We start from the raw sequence: 15,531 nt of genomic DNA, 5'->3' as shown, positions 1-15,531 counted from the left end.
CGCCAGGCCCGCATGCAGCAACGTACACGCACGCTGACCCCGGTACTGTCCCAGCTGGTCACTGCCGCCGAGGAACGACTGCGAATCACCGGCGTGGTGCTCAAAGCAAGCCGGGACACTGCACCGGGCGGCGAATTCACGGTGGAAGACGTCCGGTACCGGCGCACGGGCAAGCAAGGCCGGGACCCGGGGCCGGCGGCAGTGTTCATCACCATCGCCGATAAACAAGGACCACGGTTTAACGCCGTGCGCGACGAAGACAATGCATTCTGGCTCTGGGCGGCCATCGAAGTCCTGCGGCGCACCGGGGTCCGGATCGAGGAATTACTCGAACTGACGCACCTGAGCCTGCGCCAGTACCGGTCGCCTACCGGCGAGATGATTCCGCTGCTGCAGATCAGCCCATCCAAAACTGACCGGGAACGAGTCATCCCCGCAACCCCGGAACTGGTCGCCGTCCTCGCCAGGATCCTGCGCCGCGTCAAGACGGCTGAGGAAGGCAAGGTGCCGCTGGTGATTCGCTACGACAACCACGAACGGATTTTCGGGCCTCCACTGCCGCACCTGTTCCAAACCGAGTTTCAGCACCGGCTGCAGGTGATCTCCCCACCTCAGATACGCAAACAGCTCAGCCGATTGGCTGCCAGCGCAGGCATGGTCGACGTGGATGGCACTCCTCTGAGGTTTACCCCGCACGACTTTCGCAGGATCTTCGCCACCGAAACCGTCAATGGCGGCTTGCCGATCCACATTGCAGCAAAGCTCTTGGGCCACCTCGATTTGAATACCACCCAGGGGTACGTCGCCGTCTACCCACAGGATGTCATCCACCACTACCGCAGCTACATTGACCAACGGCGGGCGGGTCGTCCGGCGGAGGAATACCGCGAACCCTCGGACACGGAATGGAACGATTTTCGTGACCACTTCAGTCTCCGAAAGGTCGCACTCGGCACCTGCGAACGCCCCTACGGGACTCCTTGCGAACATGAACATGCCTGCGTCCGCTGTCCGATGCTGCGCATGGATCCAGCCCAACTGCCACGGCTAGTTCAAATAGAAACCAACACGAACGAAAGGTTGAAAGAAGCGCACCACATGCAATGGCTCGGCGAAGTCTCCGCCCTCCAAGAAGGACTCCGCCACATCGCCGACAAGAAACGGCAAGCCGAACGGCTTCAACAACTCATAGACGAGCCGGACGGCCCCACAACGCTGAACTGATCACCACAAGCCACCCGTCAACTGCGAAAAATTTAGTACAAAGAAGGCGCAGGGACGTCACGTGGCAGGAGGACGGATCCCAGGTGCGGCGGGGCAACGCGCCACGTGTAGTGGCGCAACATCGCGATCACGATTCTGCGCCTGGAGGCAGAAACCAACGTTGCCAAGGCCACCCTCGGCGCACGCAACTACCCTGAGCGCGCCCTCAAACTCATCGGCCTATCTATCAGCTGAACGACTTTGCAGACGCCCTGGCGTACCTGTGAACATCGGAACTTCTTTATCTTCAGGTCACGGTTGGGGTGTGTTCCGTTTGACGACCGTCTTCCAGGACAGCTGAATGCCTTCGCTGGGCCCAAACGCAAAGATAGTCGCTGTTCGTTGCGGTTCACATTTTGGTGTTCCTTGGCTATCGGTGCGTTCGCGGTCTAGTATTCGCGGATAGGGGCCGCACAGCATTTGGCTCTAATTGATATCAATCGCACCGATTGGGGAACTACCATGAACGGACGTTTCAAATACACAAAGGGCAAAGCCGGACGGTGGTCGATCGCGACCTTGGCCAGCTTGGCACTCGTCGGGGTCGGGGTTTCCCCGCTTATCGCGGCATCGTCGCCTTCAACGGATCTGCCGCCGGCTCCCGGCCCAGTACCGTCCCTTTCCAAACAACTTCCTCAAGAACAAACCCCAACTGAATTTCAACAGGCACTTGGGGTTCCGCTCGAAGATGCCGGTGGCGGAACCCACGCCGTCTTGGAGCAGGACGCCCAGGCGGCCAAGGCCAGCCTGATAGCAGGGGGCTACACCGTGAATCAAATCACCTTAAACTACGCCCCGATGTCGGCGGACATTTACATCGCCGGCAAAACACCCACCGCAACAGCGCAATCGGCCGCACGGTCCAAGGCCAATGGGGCGGCCATCAATTTCGTCGCCGCTGCCAGGACGACAGCGGAGGCCGAAGTGCAGCAGGCCCGCATTGACGCGGACCGTGATGCCCTCGCAAAGCAGGGCATCAAAATCAACACCACAGGGATCCTGGAGGACGGGTCCACCATCCTCGTCCGTCTGATCAATGGCACGTCGGCACAGGCCGACTACATCCTGAAGACGTATGGACCAGACGGACTCAAAGTCGACACAGCAGCAGGACCCCAACCACAAGAAGCGACAACTCGCACAACCGATTACGCCCCTTGGTTTGGCGGAGACAAAATCTACATTCCCGCCTACACCGGAACCTGTACCTCTGGGTTCTCGGTGTATAAGCCTGGGTACGGAAACTATATGCTCACAGCCGGGCACTGCTTCAAAACCACGGGGATTACGTCTGTGTACTGGTGGAACACGGCACAGACATTTGGTTACTCATCGCAGGTAGACTACGTATCCGGACAACCCTCCGACTCTGCTCTGATTACCGGCTCATATTCACCCTTCGTGTGGAACACCAACACGACTTATCTGTATCAGGCAGTATCGTCAACCGGCGATACCGTCGGACAAGACTCATGCTTTGATGGTGCCCTCTCCGGCCAAGTTTGCCGGTCCCACGTGACTCAAACCAATGTGACCATCAACCGGTCCGACGGCGGCACAACAACTGGCGTTGTTGAGGTGAGAAACATAGATGGCGCCACAGTCTGTGTAGGCGGCGACAGCGGTGGCCCCGTTTACGATGCTTCACCTGGCACAGGTATTCGCGCTCGAGGAATAATCAAGGCCTGCGCCACAGCACCTTACCAAGACTACGGATACTTCATGCCGTGGTACCGGCTGGCACCTCGGCTAGGGAATCTCGCTCTCAACGGCTAGGTGCGTGGGTCAGTAGTGGAGGCGGAAATTCTTTAAACGCCGGTGGATTGACCGGGGTTGTGGTGGGGTGGCTGGGAGAATTGGGGTATGAATCCTGGTTCTTCTTCGCCCGTACCGGTGCCGCAGGATGGTTTGTTCGAATCGTCCTTGATCGAGCGCGTTGAGCTTGTCGTTGATGATCGGATTGAGGCCAATGGTGGGGCGAAGAAGCGCTTCAGGGCTTTTGAACCGGATGCGGTGATGCTGGTTCCGCCGTCGCTGGATGAATGGCTGCCGAAGAATCATTTGGCCCGGTTTATTGCCGAACTCGTCGACCACGAATTGGATCTGACCAGGTTTTATGAGTCGTATGCGAAGGTGAAGGGCCAGCCGCCGTATGACCCAAGGTTGATGCTGCGGATCGTGCTTTACGGATACTGAGTGGGGGTCCGCTCCTCGCGTGAGTTGGAACGCTCGTGTGTGGATGTGGTCGCGTTCCGGTGGTTGGCGGCTCAGCAGGGGCCTGATTTTCGTTCCATCGGACGGTTCCGGGAACGGCATTTGGCGGCGTTGGCGAACGTGTTCCTGCAAGCCTTGGGGCTGTGCCGGGCGGTGGGGATGGTGAAGCTGGGCAAGGTCGCATTGGACGGGACGAAGGTGCGGGCAAACGCGTCCCGGGACAAGGCGATGTCCTACGCCCGACTCACTGCCAAGCAGAGGGTGCTCGCTGATGAGATCAGTGAGCTGATGGCCGAAGCGAAGAGTGTTGATGCGGACGAGGATGCGAGGTTTGGGCCGGGCAAGCGTGGGGATGAGATCCCTGCCGAGCTGGCCGGCAGGGAAGGACGGGCGAAGGCGGTGGCTGCCGCCCGGGCCAGCATTGAAGAAGAAGCGGCTGAGCGCGCCCGTCAGGACGGCGAAGCGAAGGCGCGCAAACGTGGCGGGGATGATGATGAGATCACCGGTGCCGGCGAGGCGGCTGCCGCCGGTGCGGTGCCCAAGCCCGGCCCGCAACGAAACGTCACGGACCCTGATGCGCGGCTCATGAAAACCGCGGACGGGTCCTTCCATTACTGCTACAACGGCCAAGCCGTTGTAGATTCCCACCATCAGGTCATTGTTGCTGCCGAGATGACCCGGAGCGCCAATGACTACGGGCAACTGGTTCCCCTGATGGAGAAGACGGTGGAGAATCTGGGCCGGGCCCCGGCACGCTCAGTGCTGATACGGGGTATTGTTCAGCGGCGAACCTGGCTTCTGCCCAGGAGTTTCAGGCCACCCATGGCACCGAGTTTTTCATTTCCACCGGCCGGCTGAAACACGCAACCCCGATCCCTGAGGCGCCGCGCGGCCGGATCCCAGCCACCGCGACCCTGGGTGAACGGATGGGCCGGAAGCTGAAAACCAAGCGAGGCAAGAAGATCTATGCCCGGCGCAAAGCCATCGTGGAACCCGTCTTCGGCCAAATCCGCATCCGCCAGGGCAAGCACGTCCTGCTGCGCGGGTTCGAGAAAGCCTCCAATGAGTGGAAGCTCCTCGCTGCCGCCCACAACCTCATGAAACTTCACAACCCCCACCACCCCGCTAACAAGCAATCCCAAGCCACTGGCCCGAAACACCATCAGCTCCAGAAATTCAATGCCTTGGCAGGCCCGCAACAGTTCAAAAACCACCGGACGCTCTGCCGGCCATCAAACCACTACTGGCCCACGCACCTAGCCAAGCCATTAGCCGATTCTCGCCAATCCGCGTGAATCGTCACCCAACCCATCGGAATTGTCAAGGGCCCGACATCGGCGTTATCGGGCCCTTGAACTTTCTTGTAAGAACACAGGCCCATCAACTCTCCGTCACCGGCATGGCCTCCAACATCTTCCAAGTATTTGCACTGGAGATCTCCATCCGAGGGGAAAGCTCCTTCGAAAGGTATAATTCGCCTAGAGGGTCGTTCTGGCAGATTGCCCTTGATCAAAACGCATGCATGCATCGAAAGAGAAACCACCATGAACGCAACACACAAACACATTAAGAGGAAGGTCGGCCTGTGGTCGATGGCTTCTCTGGCTGGCGTGGCACTCGTCGGGGTCGGGGTTTCCCCGCTTATCGCGGCATCGTCGCCTTCAACGGATCTGCCGCCGGCTCCCGGCCCAGTACCGTCCCTTTCCAAACAACTTCCTCAAGAACAAACCCCAACTGAATTTCAACAGGCACTTGGGGTTCCGCTCGAAGATGCCGGTGGCGGAACCCACGCCGTCTTGGAGCAGGACGCCCAGGCGGCCAAGGCCAGCCTGATAGCAGGGGGCTACACCGTGAATCAAATCACCTTAAACTACGCCCCGATGTCGGCGGACATTTACATCGCCGGCAAAACACCCACCGCAACAGCGCAATCGGCCGCACGGTCCAAGGCCAATGGGGCGGCCATCAATTTCGTCGCCGCTGCCAGGACGACAGCGGAGGCCGAAGTGCAGCAGGCCCGCATTGACGCGGACCGTGATGCCCTCGCAAAGCAGGGCATCAAAATCAACACCACAGGGATCCTGGAGGACGGGTCCACCATCCTCGTCCGTCTGATCAATGGCACGTCGGCACAGGCCGACTACATCCTGAAGACGTATGGACCAGACGGACTCAAAGTCGACACAGCAGCAGGACCCCAACCACAAGAGAGCTGACTAGGGTCGTCGTCAGCATGGCATAGCCAGCTTCTGGAAAGAGTCTTTGGCGGTTCATAAGACCTTGAGAGCTCCCGCCAAACGCACCGCACGAAATCAGGACCTCAACACACGACAGGAACAGAAAGCTTTTGAGCTACACTCGTGGGCCCTCCTCGTAATTATTTCTGTTAATTAGTCCCGGATACAACACGCCCCCCGCGGGAAACTTTCGCCCTTGCACCCCGGCTTTGGGGCCTGCGGGTTGGGCTGACGAACGCCATGCCAGAACCGATGGTCTTCACCTTGCCTGCGGAAAATCAACGATTTTCAGGACATATAACGACGCCTGCACTCGCCTCCGGAAATTCCGTGCCGAGCACTGTTGAAAAACGACCAGTAATCACGATTTCGGACATTCGTGCTCTCGCATTCGGAAAATGACAGACATGCGCCGTTAATGTGGCGGGACAGAATTGATTTGAGGTTGCCACCGACACCCTCCGGGAACGATCGTTCTCGGAGGGTGCGGGAGCGGAACCTTGGCGATCGCGATCCTGGAATATTGGTGGCTTGCAACGACCGATTGAACCCTCCATGGTCTTTCGGGAACGCGAGGCGTCCCGCAGAGTGTCCCCTTACGGACGTATCAGCGCAGTGCAGGCGTCTTTGGACAGCCAGTGCAGTCGACTTCGGAAAATGACAGCAGGCACCCAATACCGGAGGGGCCGAAGCTGCCGTCAGCCCGGCCCTATGGGAGCCGCCCAGCCCGGGCGGGGGATGAGGCAGAACGGGTGGCCGGCGGGGTCGGCATAGACGTGGGAGTCCGGCCCGCCCAGCCGGGTGGCACCCAGGGCGAGGACCCGCGCATGGGCGGCATCGACGTCGTCGACCATCACATCGAGGTGCATCTGCTGCGGGTAGGCGGGGTCCGGCCAGCGGGGCGCAACGTGGTCCGGGGTCCGCTGGAAGGCCAGCCCGGAGCTGTGGTCGTTGGGCGCCACCACCACAAAGTCCGGCGAATGGAACGTGACGGGGTGCCCCAGCAGGGCGGCATAAAACCCGGCCAGCGCGTCCGGGTCGGGGCAGTCGATGACAAGATGGTGCAGTCGCCCGATCATGTGGCGAGGCTACCACCGCGGGCTACATGGCGGCGGAGTAGCTCCCCAGGGCTGCGGTGAAGCTGGCCAGCTGCTCGGGGTTGGCCAGGGCAAAGACAATGCCGACGGCGACGCTCATGATGGCTGCCACGCCCACCGTGGCCGCACAAACATAGAGCATGAGCTTGGTGTCGTCGTCAAAGCGTCCCGGCATCTGCAGGGTCGGGTCAATCAGGTTGGGGGCGGTGTCAACGGATCCGTCGGCCAATACCGCCACCACCTGGCCGCGTCCCCGGTCCAGGCGCAGGGAGGAAATGGCGCTACCGTGGCGGGCCAGCAGGATGTCGGAACCGACGGAGCTGCGGGCGGCGGCGGACGGGCGGATGGCGGTGAACGACAAGGTTTTCTCCAGAAGTGGCGGGGTGAAAAATGGTGGCCGGTCGGGGAAGGTTCGCCATTGGACCGCCGCGTGCGGCATACCCCAAGTTTATCGCTGGCAGCTCCGCGGGACCCCGGTAAACGCCATGGTTGCGCGGTGATTCCAGACACCGGCTGCTGCCAAATCGGTCACACTGCAGCGTTCTCCACAGGCTCCGGCGCCAGTGGTTCCGGGCCGCATTAACTCACGTAAACTGGCCGTGTGGCCGGCCTGATTAAACGCGAAGACATTGACGAGGTGCGCACACGCACCGACCTCAAGGAAGTTGTTGACGCCTACGTCACGCTCAAATCGGCAGGCATCGGCTCCTTTAAGGGCCTGTGCCCGTTCCACGATGAGCGCAGCCCCTCCTTTCATGTGCGGCCCCAGATGGGGTATTTCCACTGCTTCGGCTGCCAGGAGAGCGGCGACGTCATCTCCTTCGTCCAGAAAATGGACCACATCTCCTTTTCGGAGGCTGTTGAGAAGCTGGCCGGGCGCATCGGCTACGAACTCCACTATGAGGACGGCGGCACCGGGCCGCGCCGCGAGGAAGTGGGGCGCCGGCAAAGGCTGCTGGACGCCCACAAGATCGCCGGCGAGTTTTTCCGCGAACAGCTCCTGACCCCACCCGCCGCAGCCGGCAGGGCGTTCCTGCAGGAGCGCGGCTTCGACCGCAGCGCCGCGGAGCACTTCGGCGTGGGCTTCGCCCCGCAAGGCTGGGATGCCCTCCTTAAACACCTCTCCGGCAAGGGCTTCACCCAGGAAGAGCTGAAGCTGACCGGCATGTTCTCCGAGGGGCAGAGGGGCATCTACGACCGCTTCCGGGGTCGCCTCATGTGGCCTATCCGGGACATTGCCGGGGACACCGTGGGCTTCGGTGCGCGCAAGCTTTTCGAGGACGACCAGGGCCCCAAATACCTGAACACGCCCGAAACCACGCTCTACAAGAAGTCCCAGGTGCTGTACGGAATCGACCTGGCCAAGCGGAACATCGCCTCCAAGCGCCAGCTGGTGGTGGTGGAAGGGTACACCGACGTCATGGCCTGCCACCTAGCCGGGGTGGACACGGCCGTGGCCACCTGCGGGACCGCGTTTGGCGCCGAACACATTAAAGTGGCCCGCCGCCTGCTCTCCGACGACGGGACGGGAGGCGAGGTGGTGTTCACCTTCGACGGCGACGCCGCCGGCCAGAAGGCGGCCCTCAAGGCCTTCGACGAAGACCAGCGCTTCACCGCCCAGACCTACGTGGCCGTGGAGCCCACCGGGGCCGATCCCTGCGAGCTGCGCCAGCGCCGCGGCGACGAGGCGGTCCACTCCCTGATCCGCTCGCGCCGCCCGCTGTTTGAATTCGCTATCCGCTCCACGCTTGCCAAGTTCGACCTCAGCACGGTGGAAGGCCGCGTCAGCGGCCTGCGCGCCTCCGCACCCGTGGTCGCAGCCATCCGCGACGGCTCCACCCGGATGGGGTACAGCCAGGAACTGGCCGGCTGGCTGGGCATCGCCGACCCCAACGAGGTGCTCCGCGCCGTCAAGGGTGCCGAACGGCGCGCCCACACCCACCCCGCCCCAACCAGGGGCCCTGCCGCCCCGCACGACGCCGGACGGCCGGGTGCCGCCGGCAGCGCACCCGCCGCTGTGGCCCGGCAGGGCGGCTACTCGCAGGCCGGTTCAGGACAGGGCGGTCCCGGTCATGCCGGTCCCGCGCAGGGCAGCCCCTGGCAGGGAAGCCCGGCGCAAGGCGGGGGCGCGCTGGGCGGAGGGGCCGGCGTCGTGCTGGCCGAACCGCAGGAGGCGCCGCAGCCGGAATTTGTCAGGCCCGACCCCCGCGACCCCCAGGGCCGCATGGAGCGGGAGGCGCTGGAAGTGGTGCTCCAGCACCCCGGGCTGCTCACTGCGGGGAATTGGCAGCACTTTGCGGCGACCGAGTTTGTGGTGCCGGCGTACAAGGCGGTCCAGCAGGGAATTGCCGCAGCGGGGGAGTCCCTGGCGGCGTCCTCGCAATGGCTGGAGTCCGTGCGGGAACACGTGCCGCCGGTTTTGGCCTCGCTGGTGGCGGAGCTGGCCCTAAGCCCGCTGCCTGCCACGCGGGAGGAAACCTTGAACAGGTACTGCCGGGACATCCTGCGGCGGCTGTTTGAAATGCAGATCACGCGGCTGAAGGAGGAGCGGCTGGGCGCGCTGCAAAGGATGGATCCCGCCGTGGATCCGGAGGGCTACCAGCTGCTCCAGCGCGAGCTCATGGAGCTGGAGACGGCCCGCAGGGCGCTGCGTTCGGACTCCTGAGGACCCTGCGGCTTGGCCGATTTCGCAACCGGGCCAGCCTTTGTTATTGTTGTTCCTGCGCGATCCTCTGTAGCTCAATTGGCAGAGCATTCGACTGTTAATCGAAGGGTTACTGGTTCAAGTCCAGTCAGAGGAGCCAATCCCGTTCAGGGATTTCCGGAAGCCAATCCGGACACACGCGCAGCAGGAAAATCCATGGAATGCCTTATGCAAGGCACGTCCATAGCATTTGACTGCTTCATTCCTCCGTAGCTCAATTGGCAGAGCATTCGACTGTTAATCGAAGGGTTACTGGTTCAAGTCCAGTCGGAGGAGCCATTTCCGAAGTCCCCGTCCTCATTGTGAGGGCGGGGATTTTTGGTTTTCCCAGCTCTCCCGGACACGCCGCAGCGGTAGAATTGGGCATTCGGCTTGGGGCGGCGGGGTCCCGGGCGGGCATGCTGGTTGTTGCGACCGGAGGGTGAATGGCCATGTGGATTCGTCGAGTGCTGGCAGTGGCGGTTTTTGTGTCCGCCGTCATCCACCTGGAACAGTGGATAGTCGTTTTCCGGCACACGGCCGTGGTGGGGCCGGCCATGCTGCTGAACTTTGGCGGAGGCGTGGTGATTGCCGGCCTGTTGCTGTTCTGGCACCATTGGGCGCCACTGGCCCTCGCCGCACTTTTTGGCGCGGCGACCCTCGGTGCTTTCCTTACCGCCGTCACGGTGGGCCTGTTTGGCGTCCATGAGCACTGGACGGGGTGGGAAATCTTCACGGCAGCGGGGGTGGAAATCATTGCCATCGTGGTGGGGATTACCGGACTGCTGGCGGAGCGCCGCGGTTCCCAGGCAGTTTCACGCCAGGGCTGAACGCCGCCAGGAAGCGGTCGCGGAACACACTCATGGGCCAGGTGGGCGCCGTCGGCGCCGGGAGCATGCCCTCCTGCCAGTCCCAGGCGGAAATGCGCTTAAGCACGGAGGGGTCCCGGGCAATGATGGACACGGGCACGTCGTGGCCGGCCGCTGTCCCGGAGACCTGGGCGTTGGGCTGGTGGTCGCCCAGCACCACCATCACCAGGTTCGGGTCCGGGTGGGCTGCCACAAAGGAGAAAATGGAGCCCAGCGAGTATTCAATCGACTGCCCGTACAGGGACTTGACCCTGGCCGGGTTGGCGGAGACCGATTCGGGGGTGGGCCCCTGGGCCGGCATGCCGTTGAAAATGCTGCCGTCGCCCACCTGGGACCACGGCACCAGCCGGGGCAGGGGCGTCCATGGCGTGTGGCTGGAGACAAGGTCGATTTCCGCCATGACAGGTGGCCGGCCGGCCCGGTCCAGCTCCAGGCGGGCAAAAGCGGCGAGCGCGTACTGGTCAGGCATGGTGGCGTAGCTGAAGTTCGGCCCGCGGTAGCCCACGTTGCGGGAGTCGTAAAGGGCGTCATAGTGGTAGAACCGTGCGCCCTGCGGCCAGTCGATGGTGTCGGAGGGAATGTCGGAAACGGTCCGCCAGCCTGCCTGCTTGAAGGCGCCGGACAGGGTCAGCCTGTTGCTGGTCAGCAGCTGGTTGTAGCGCTGCTGGCTGTCCACCCACAGCCCGGACTGAAGCGTGGAGTGGGCCAGCCAGCTGATGCCCCCGAATGTGGATGAGGTGAGGAAGGCGCTGCGGGCCGAAAACCCCTCCGCGGTCAGGCTGGCGGTCCCTTCCTTGAGAACGGCGGAAACGCCGGGAGCCAACGCCGGGTCCTCCAGCGCCACCCGGCCGTAACTTTCCACGAAGACCAGCAGCACGTCCTTGCCCTTCAAGGCGGCCAGCAGGCCGGACGGGTCCGCTGCGCCGCGGGCCAGGGCATCCCGCACCGGATCCTGCGTTATTTCCGAGGCAAAGGCTTTGCGGTCCGCCAGCCCGCTGCCCAGCCGTGACAGCTGTTCCTGGACCAGCCCGGCCGTGCCGAACGCCGCCGTCGGCAGGCCGGGGGCCGACTGCAGCCCCAGGACTGCGAACACGGCCCACACCACGGCAAAAGCCGCCGAACCCTGCAACGAAGTGCGCCGGTGGGCGGCCATCACCCGCGTTAGTCGCAGCACAGCCAGCGGCAGCAGCGCCAAGGCGGCGGCCGCAAACACCACGGCACCGGCGGCAACGGCAACCGCGCCCGCGCTGCCGATGGAGTCGGCCAGGACGCCGAAGCCCGGCCCAAAGTAATACCAGTCGTTGACGGGGTCAAAGGGGCGGTCAAAGGCGGCCGAGAAACCCATGTCCAGGACCTTGGCAATGGCCACCACGCCGAGCACCACGCCCATCGCGGTGCCGGCAAGCTTGCGGCCGGCGGGCGGCAGGAAGCCGGCCGCGGCAATGGCCAGCAGCTCCAATGGCAGGGCCGCGAACACTGCCAGCTCCAGCTGCCCGATCCGCTGCGGCGCCAGCAGCACACACCACACCACCGCCCCCGCCACTGCCGCGGAGACCGGGCCCGGCACCCTTGGCGTCCTGCTGAGGCGCTCGGAGCCGACGGCATCCGGGCGCCCGCCGTCGACCCTGCCGCCGTGACCCCTGCCGCCTGAGCCCCTACCGCTGCGGGGTGCCCGGTGACGCCACAGCCACCACGTTTCGTGTCCAAAGGACTCCGTCAGCAGCGCTAGGGCCACCGCCAAAACGGCAGCCATGGCGGCCTGTGGGAGGACGTCGGCAGCCGCAACGGTCAAGGCCATTCCCTGCACCACGGCCACCACCTTGGACCAATAGCGCGGCGGCGCGGATTCCCGCAGCCACGGCAGGAACCAGGCAGCCGCCACAAACGCATACCGGGCCAGTCCGATCGCCAGGACCCACACCCCGAACGCCGGTGCGGCATAGACAGCTAGCGCCATGATCAGGAATGCGTCAACCTCCATGTCGAAGCGCGCCCCGAGTGCCGACGTCGTGCCCGTCCGGCGGGCAACCATCCCATCCACGGCGTCCAGCACGATGGTGGCCGAGGCCAGCGACACAAGAAGCACGACGGCGGCGGGCCGCTGGGCAGGTCCGCCCAGGGCCCCTGCCAGGAGGTCCGCCACGAGGGCTGCGGCACCTCCGGCCAGGACCGAACGCAGCAGGGTGACCCAGTCGGCGGGTCCCAAGCCCGGCCGGCGCCCGGCGCCGAGGCCCCGGGCCAGCAGGCCATTGGCGGCAACAGCGGCGACCACGCCCACGCCCCACCCCGCCGCGCTGAACCCAACGGTCGCGGACAGGGCAGTAAGCAGCGCCAATTGGCACAGGAACCCGGCGAGCGGGCCGCATTGAACCGGACGCACGGCGCCTCCGTTTGGAAGTCAACAACAGTATTAGGATAGGGGCAATCTCAGGGATTGCCCGGGACCACGAGTGGGGGTGCGCAGGCTGTGGGCGGTGAAGCTCTCGCGTTCTGGCTCCGCGCCCCCGGCATGGGCGAGCTCCGCAGCGAGACGTTGCACCTGCCGGGCCCGGGCGAGGTGCTGGTTCGGACCCTGTATTCAGGTGTCAGCCGGGCCAGCGAGGCACTGGTGTTCCGCGGGCGCGTCCCGGCCAGCCAGCACCAGGCCATGCGGGCTCCCTTCCAGGACGGCAACTTCCCCGGTCCCGTGAAGTACGGCTATCTCAGCGTCGGCCTGGTGGAGCAGGGGCCGCCCGCTCTGCTGGGGCGGACTGTCTTCACCCTGTTCCCGCACCAGGACGCGTATGTGGTGCCAGCCGCCGCCGTGCACGTGGTGCCCGACGGCGTCCCGGCCAGTCGCGCCGTCTTGGCAGGGACGGTGGAAACCGCCGTCAATGCGTTGTGGGATGCGGCGCCGCTGGTGGGGGACCGGGTTGCCGTGGTCGGTGCGGGCATGGTGGGCTGCGCCGTGGCCCGGCTGCTTACGCAGGTCCTGGGCGTGCAGGTGGTGATTTTCGACGTCGATCCCGGCAAGGCCGCGGTGGCCGAGGCCCTGGGCGTGCGCTTTGCCCTGGCCGGCGGCACGTCCGCTGATTCGCCCGGCGCCTCGCCCGCCGTCGGGCCTGAAAGCCTCTGGCCGGACGGCGCCGGGGCAGACATCGCCTTCCACACCAGCGGGACATCGTCAGGGCTGCAACTCGCCCTGGACCTGCTGGCGCCGGAAGGCTCCGTGGTGGACCTGAGCTGGTACGGCGACACCCCGGTGCAGCTGTCCCTGGGCGGGTCCTTCCACGCCGGGCGCCTGGCCATCCGGTCCAGCCAGGTGGGCGCCGTGGCCCCGGCCCGCAGGCGCAACCGCAGCACCGCCCAGCGGCTGGCCTTCGCCCTGGAGCTGCTGCGAGACCCGGCCTTTGACGTGCTGCTCACCGGCACCTCGCCGTTTCGGGAGCTGCCATCCGTCATGCCGCGGCTGGCGGACGGCAGCCTGCCCGCCCTGTGCCACCTCATCTCCTACGGAAACGGGTAATGCCATGTTCAGCGTGAGCGTCCGCGACCACCTGATGGTGGCCCACAGCTTCCACGGGGAGGAATTCGGCCCGGCCCGGCAATTGCACGGGGCCACCTACGTCATAGACGCCACGTTCAAGCGGGACGGGCTTGCCGACAACGGCACTGTGGTGGACATTGCGGCAGCCTCCGAACAGCTGCGGGCGGTGGTGGCCGAACTTGGCTACCGCAACCTCGACGACGACCCCTCCTTTGCCGGCATCAACACCACCACCGAGGTCCTGGCACGCGAAGTCGCCGACCGCCTGGCAGTACGCATCCATGCTGGAAAACTGGGCCCGGAAGCGCTCCTGGTCAACGGCATCTCCGTCACGCTCCACGAATCCCACATCGCCTGGGCCAGTTATGAGCGGGCGCTGTGAGCACGGTCCACCTGGTGGTGCCCCGCGGCATTGACAATCCGGCCAGGCCCAGCGGCGGCAATGTCTACGACCGGCGGATGAGCCGGGAACTGGCTGCCGCGGGCTGGACGGTGGCCGAACATGCCGTGCCCGGTGCCTGGCCGGTGCCGGACGCCGACTGTGCCCGCGCCCTGGCTGACCTCCTGGACCGGCTCGAAGACGGCGCCACTGTCCTCCTTGACGGGCTGCTCCTGCCCGCCCTTCCCCCCGCCGCTGCCTGGGCCGGGCGGCTGTGCCTGGTGGTGCTCGCGCACACCGTTCCATCCTTGAAGCACGACGCCGGCACCTCCCCGCGCGCGCACAGGCCCGGGAGTGCCGTCCCCGGCAGCGTACTGGCTGCCGCCACGGCCATTGTCGCCACCAGCCACTGGACGAAGGACCAGCTGGTGGCGGCCGGCCACGGCGTGCCGGCGGAAAACATCCACGTCGTGGAGCCCGGCGCGGACCGGGCCGGGATTGCGACGGGGAGCCCCGGCGGCGGCCGCCTGCTCTGCGTCGCGGCGGTCACGGAGGCCAAGGGCCAGGACACCGTCCTCGCAGCACTGGCCGGCCTGGCACGCCTGGACTGGGATTTCACCTGTGTGGGGGCGTGCGACCTTGATCCGGGATTCACCACCAGCCTGCTCAGGGACGCCCGCGACGCCGGAATCGCCGGCAGGGTGCACCTGGTTGGCCCGCGCACGGGTGCGGCATTGGAGGCTATGTATGCCTCCGCTGACATATTGCTGCTGGCCTCCCGGACCGAAAGTTATGGCATGGTGGTCGCCGAGGCCCTGGTGCGCGGCCTCCCCGTCATCGCAACCGGCGTTGGCGGTGTCCCACGAACATTGGCGGGAACGGACTCCGGATGCCTGCCGGGCCTGCTGGTGCCGCCCGGTGATCCCGCCGCCCTGGCCGCTTGCCTGGAGGCATGGCTGGACGACCCCGGCTTGCGACGCCGGCTCCGGGGCGCCGCCCGGGAACGGGGCGCGGCCCTGGAACGGCACAGTTGGCGGGCTGCGGCGCGCAGGCTTTCGTCCATCCTGGCGCACGCCGCAGGCGTCTCATCCGCAGCGGGCTCCCTGGCAGCCAGCACCCCGGCAGCCGGCACCCCGGGGAACGGCTCCTCGGGGAACGGCTCCTCGGGGAACAGCTCTCCGGGACGCGGCGATGGAGTTGTGGGCAGCCGGCACGCGGTGCCCCTGGCCGCATCCGTGGGAGGTGGCTGAGGTGTCCCGTTCC

General features: G+C 65.0%; 11 protein-coding genes, 2 tRNA genes and 1 pseudogene. 11 read left to right on the top strand and 3 right to left on the bottom strand.

Annotated features, from left to right (window positions below):
• Positions 1-12: 12 nt before the first annotated feature.
• The 4 genes and pseudogenes from G6N77_RS00790 to G6N77_RS00775 all read left to right on the top strand — a co-directional run bounded on the left by G6N77_RS00790 (position 13) and on the right by G6N77_RS00775 (position 5,693).
• Positions 13-1,224, top strand: coding sequence for a tyrosine-type recombinase/integrase (locus G6N77_RS00790; RefSeq protein ID WP_165180087.1), 1,212 nt, complete (start codon positions 13-15; stop codon positions 1,222-1,224).
• A 501-nt stretch (positions 1,225-1,725) separates the two neighbouring features.
• Positions 1,726-3,039: a fimbrillin family protein gene (locus G6N77_RS00785; protein ID WP_165180086.1), complete on the top strand. Its 1,314-nt coding sequence runs from the start codon at positions 1,726-1,728 to the stop codon at positions 3,037-3,039.
• Between the two features lie 240 nt (positions 3,040-3,279).
• A pseudogene (locus G6N77_RS00780) lies at positions 3,280-4,604 on the top strand (transposase); the annotation flags it as partial.
• 417 nt (positions 4,605-5,021) lie between these two features.
• A complete protein-coding gene (locus tag G6N77_RS00775) occupies positions 5,022-5,693 on the top strand; it encodes a hypothetical protein (protein WP_165180085.1) in 672 nt (223 codons plus the stop codon).
• A 719-nt stretch (positions 5,694-6,412) separates the two neighbouring features.
• Here G6N77_RS00775 and G6N77_RS00770 read toward each other — a convergent pair.
• Positions 6,413-6,793, bottom strand: a complete 381-nt coding sequence (locus tag G6N77_RS00770; protein WP_165180084.1) for a VOC family protein — start codon at positions 6,791-6,793, stop codon at positions 6,413-6,415.
• Positions 6,794-6,815: 22 nt separating this feature from the next.
• Positions 6,816-7,172 carry a hypothetical protein gene (locus tag G6N77_RS00765; RefSeq protein ID WP_205677865.1) on the bottom strand — a complete coding sequence of 119 codons (357 nt, stop codon included), beginning with the start codon at positions 7,170-7,172 and terminating at the stop codon, positions 6,816-6,818.
• A gap of 240 nt (positions 7,173-7,412) precedes the next feature.
• Here G6N77_RS00765 and dnaG point away from each other — a divergent pair, with 240 nt between their 5' ends.
• The 4 genes from dnaG (at position 7,413) to G6N77_RS00745 (ending at position 10,324) form a co-directional block, all read left to right on the top strand.
• Positions 7,413-9,476, top strand: a complete 2,064-nt coding sequence (gene dnaG / locus G6N77_RS00760) for a DNA primase (protein WP_165180083.1) — start codon at positions 7,413-7,415, stop codon at positions 9,474-9,476.
• Positions 9,477-9,539: 63 nt separating this feature from the next.
• A tRNA-Asn gene (locus G6N77_RS00755) sits at positions 9,540-9,615 on the top strand.
• A 103-nt stretch (positions 9,616-9,718) separates the two neighbouring features.
• Positions 9,719-9,794: transfer RNA gene (locus tag G6N77_RS00750), tRNA-Asn, on the top strand.
• A gap of 152 nt (positions 9,795-9,946) precedes the next feature.
• On the top strand, positions 9,947-10,324 hold the full coding sequence (locus G6N77_RS00745) for a hypothetical protein (RefSeq protein WP_205677864.1): 378 nt from the start codon (positions 9,947-9,949) through the stop codon (positions 10,322-10,324).
• Here G6N77_RS00745 and G6N77_RS00740 read toward each other — a convergent pair.
• Positions 10,269-12,743 (bottom strand): CDP-alcohol phosphatidyltransferase family protein, encoded by a 2,475-nt coding sequence (locus G6N77_RS00740; RefSeq protein WP_165180082.1) that lies wholly within the window; start codon positions 12,741-12,743, stop codon positions 10,269-10,271. The two genes, G6N77_RS00745 and G6N77_RS00740, sit on opposite strands and share 56 nt — an antisense overlap.
• An 87-nt stretch (positions 12,744-12,830) precedes the next feature.
• Between G6N77_RS00740 and G6N77_RS00735 the strand changes: the two genes are divergently transcribed.
• From G6N77_RS00735 to G6N77_RS00725, 3 genes are read left to right on the top strand one after another with little or no spacing between them, the layout of a single operon-like run.
• Positions 12,831-13,868: a zinc-dependent alcohol dehydrogenase gene (locus tag G6N77_RS00735; RefSeq protein WP_165180081.1), complete on the top strand. Its 1,038-nt coding sequence runs from the start codon at positions 12,831-12,833 to the stop codon at positions 13,866-13,868.
• Between the two features lie 4 nt (positions 13,869-13,872).
• Complete coding sequence (locus G6N77_RS00730; RefSeq protein WP_165180080.1) at positions 13,873-14,271, top strand: 6-pyruvoyl trahydropterin synthase family protein; 399 nt, start codon at positions 13,873-13,875, stop codon at positions 14,269-14,271.
• Positions 14,268-15,518 carry a glycosyltransferase family 4 protein gene (locus tag G6N77_RS00725; RefSeq protein ID WP_205677863.1) on the top strand — a complete coding sequence of 417 codons (1,251 nt, stop codon included), beginning with the start codon at positions 14,268-14,270 and terminating at the stop codon, positions 15,516-15,518. The genes G6N77_RS00730 and G6N77_RS00725 overlap by 4 nt, the downstream gene beginning before the upstream one ends.
• Positions 15,519-15,531: the final 13 nt, after the last annotated feature.

Source organism: Arthrobacter silviterrae (genome assembly GCF_011045165.1).
GTDB classification, from domain to species: domain Bacteria; phylum Actinomycetota; class Actinomycetes; order Actinomycetales; family Micrococcaceae; genus Specibacter; species Specibacter silviterrae.
The sequence above is the reverse complement of the archived record's forward strand: the minus strand, read 5'-3'. Positions and strand labels throughout refer to the sequence as shown.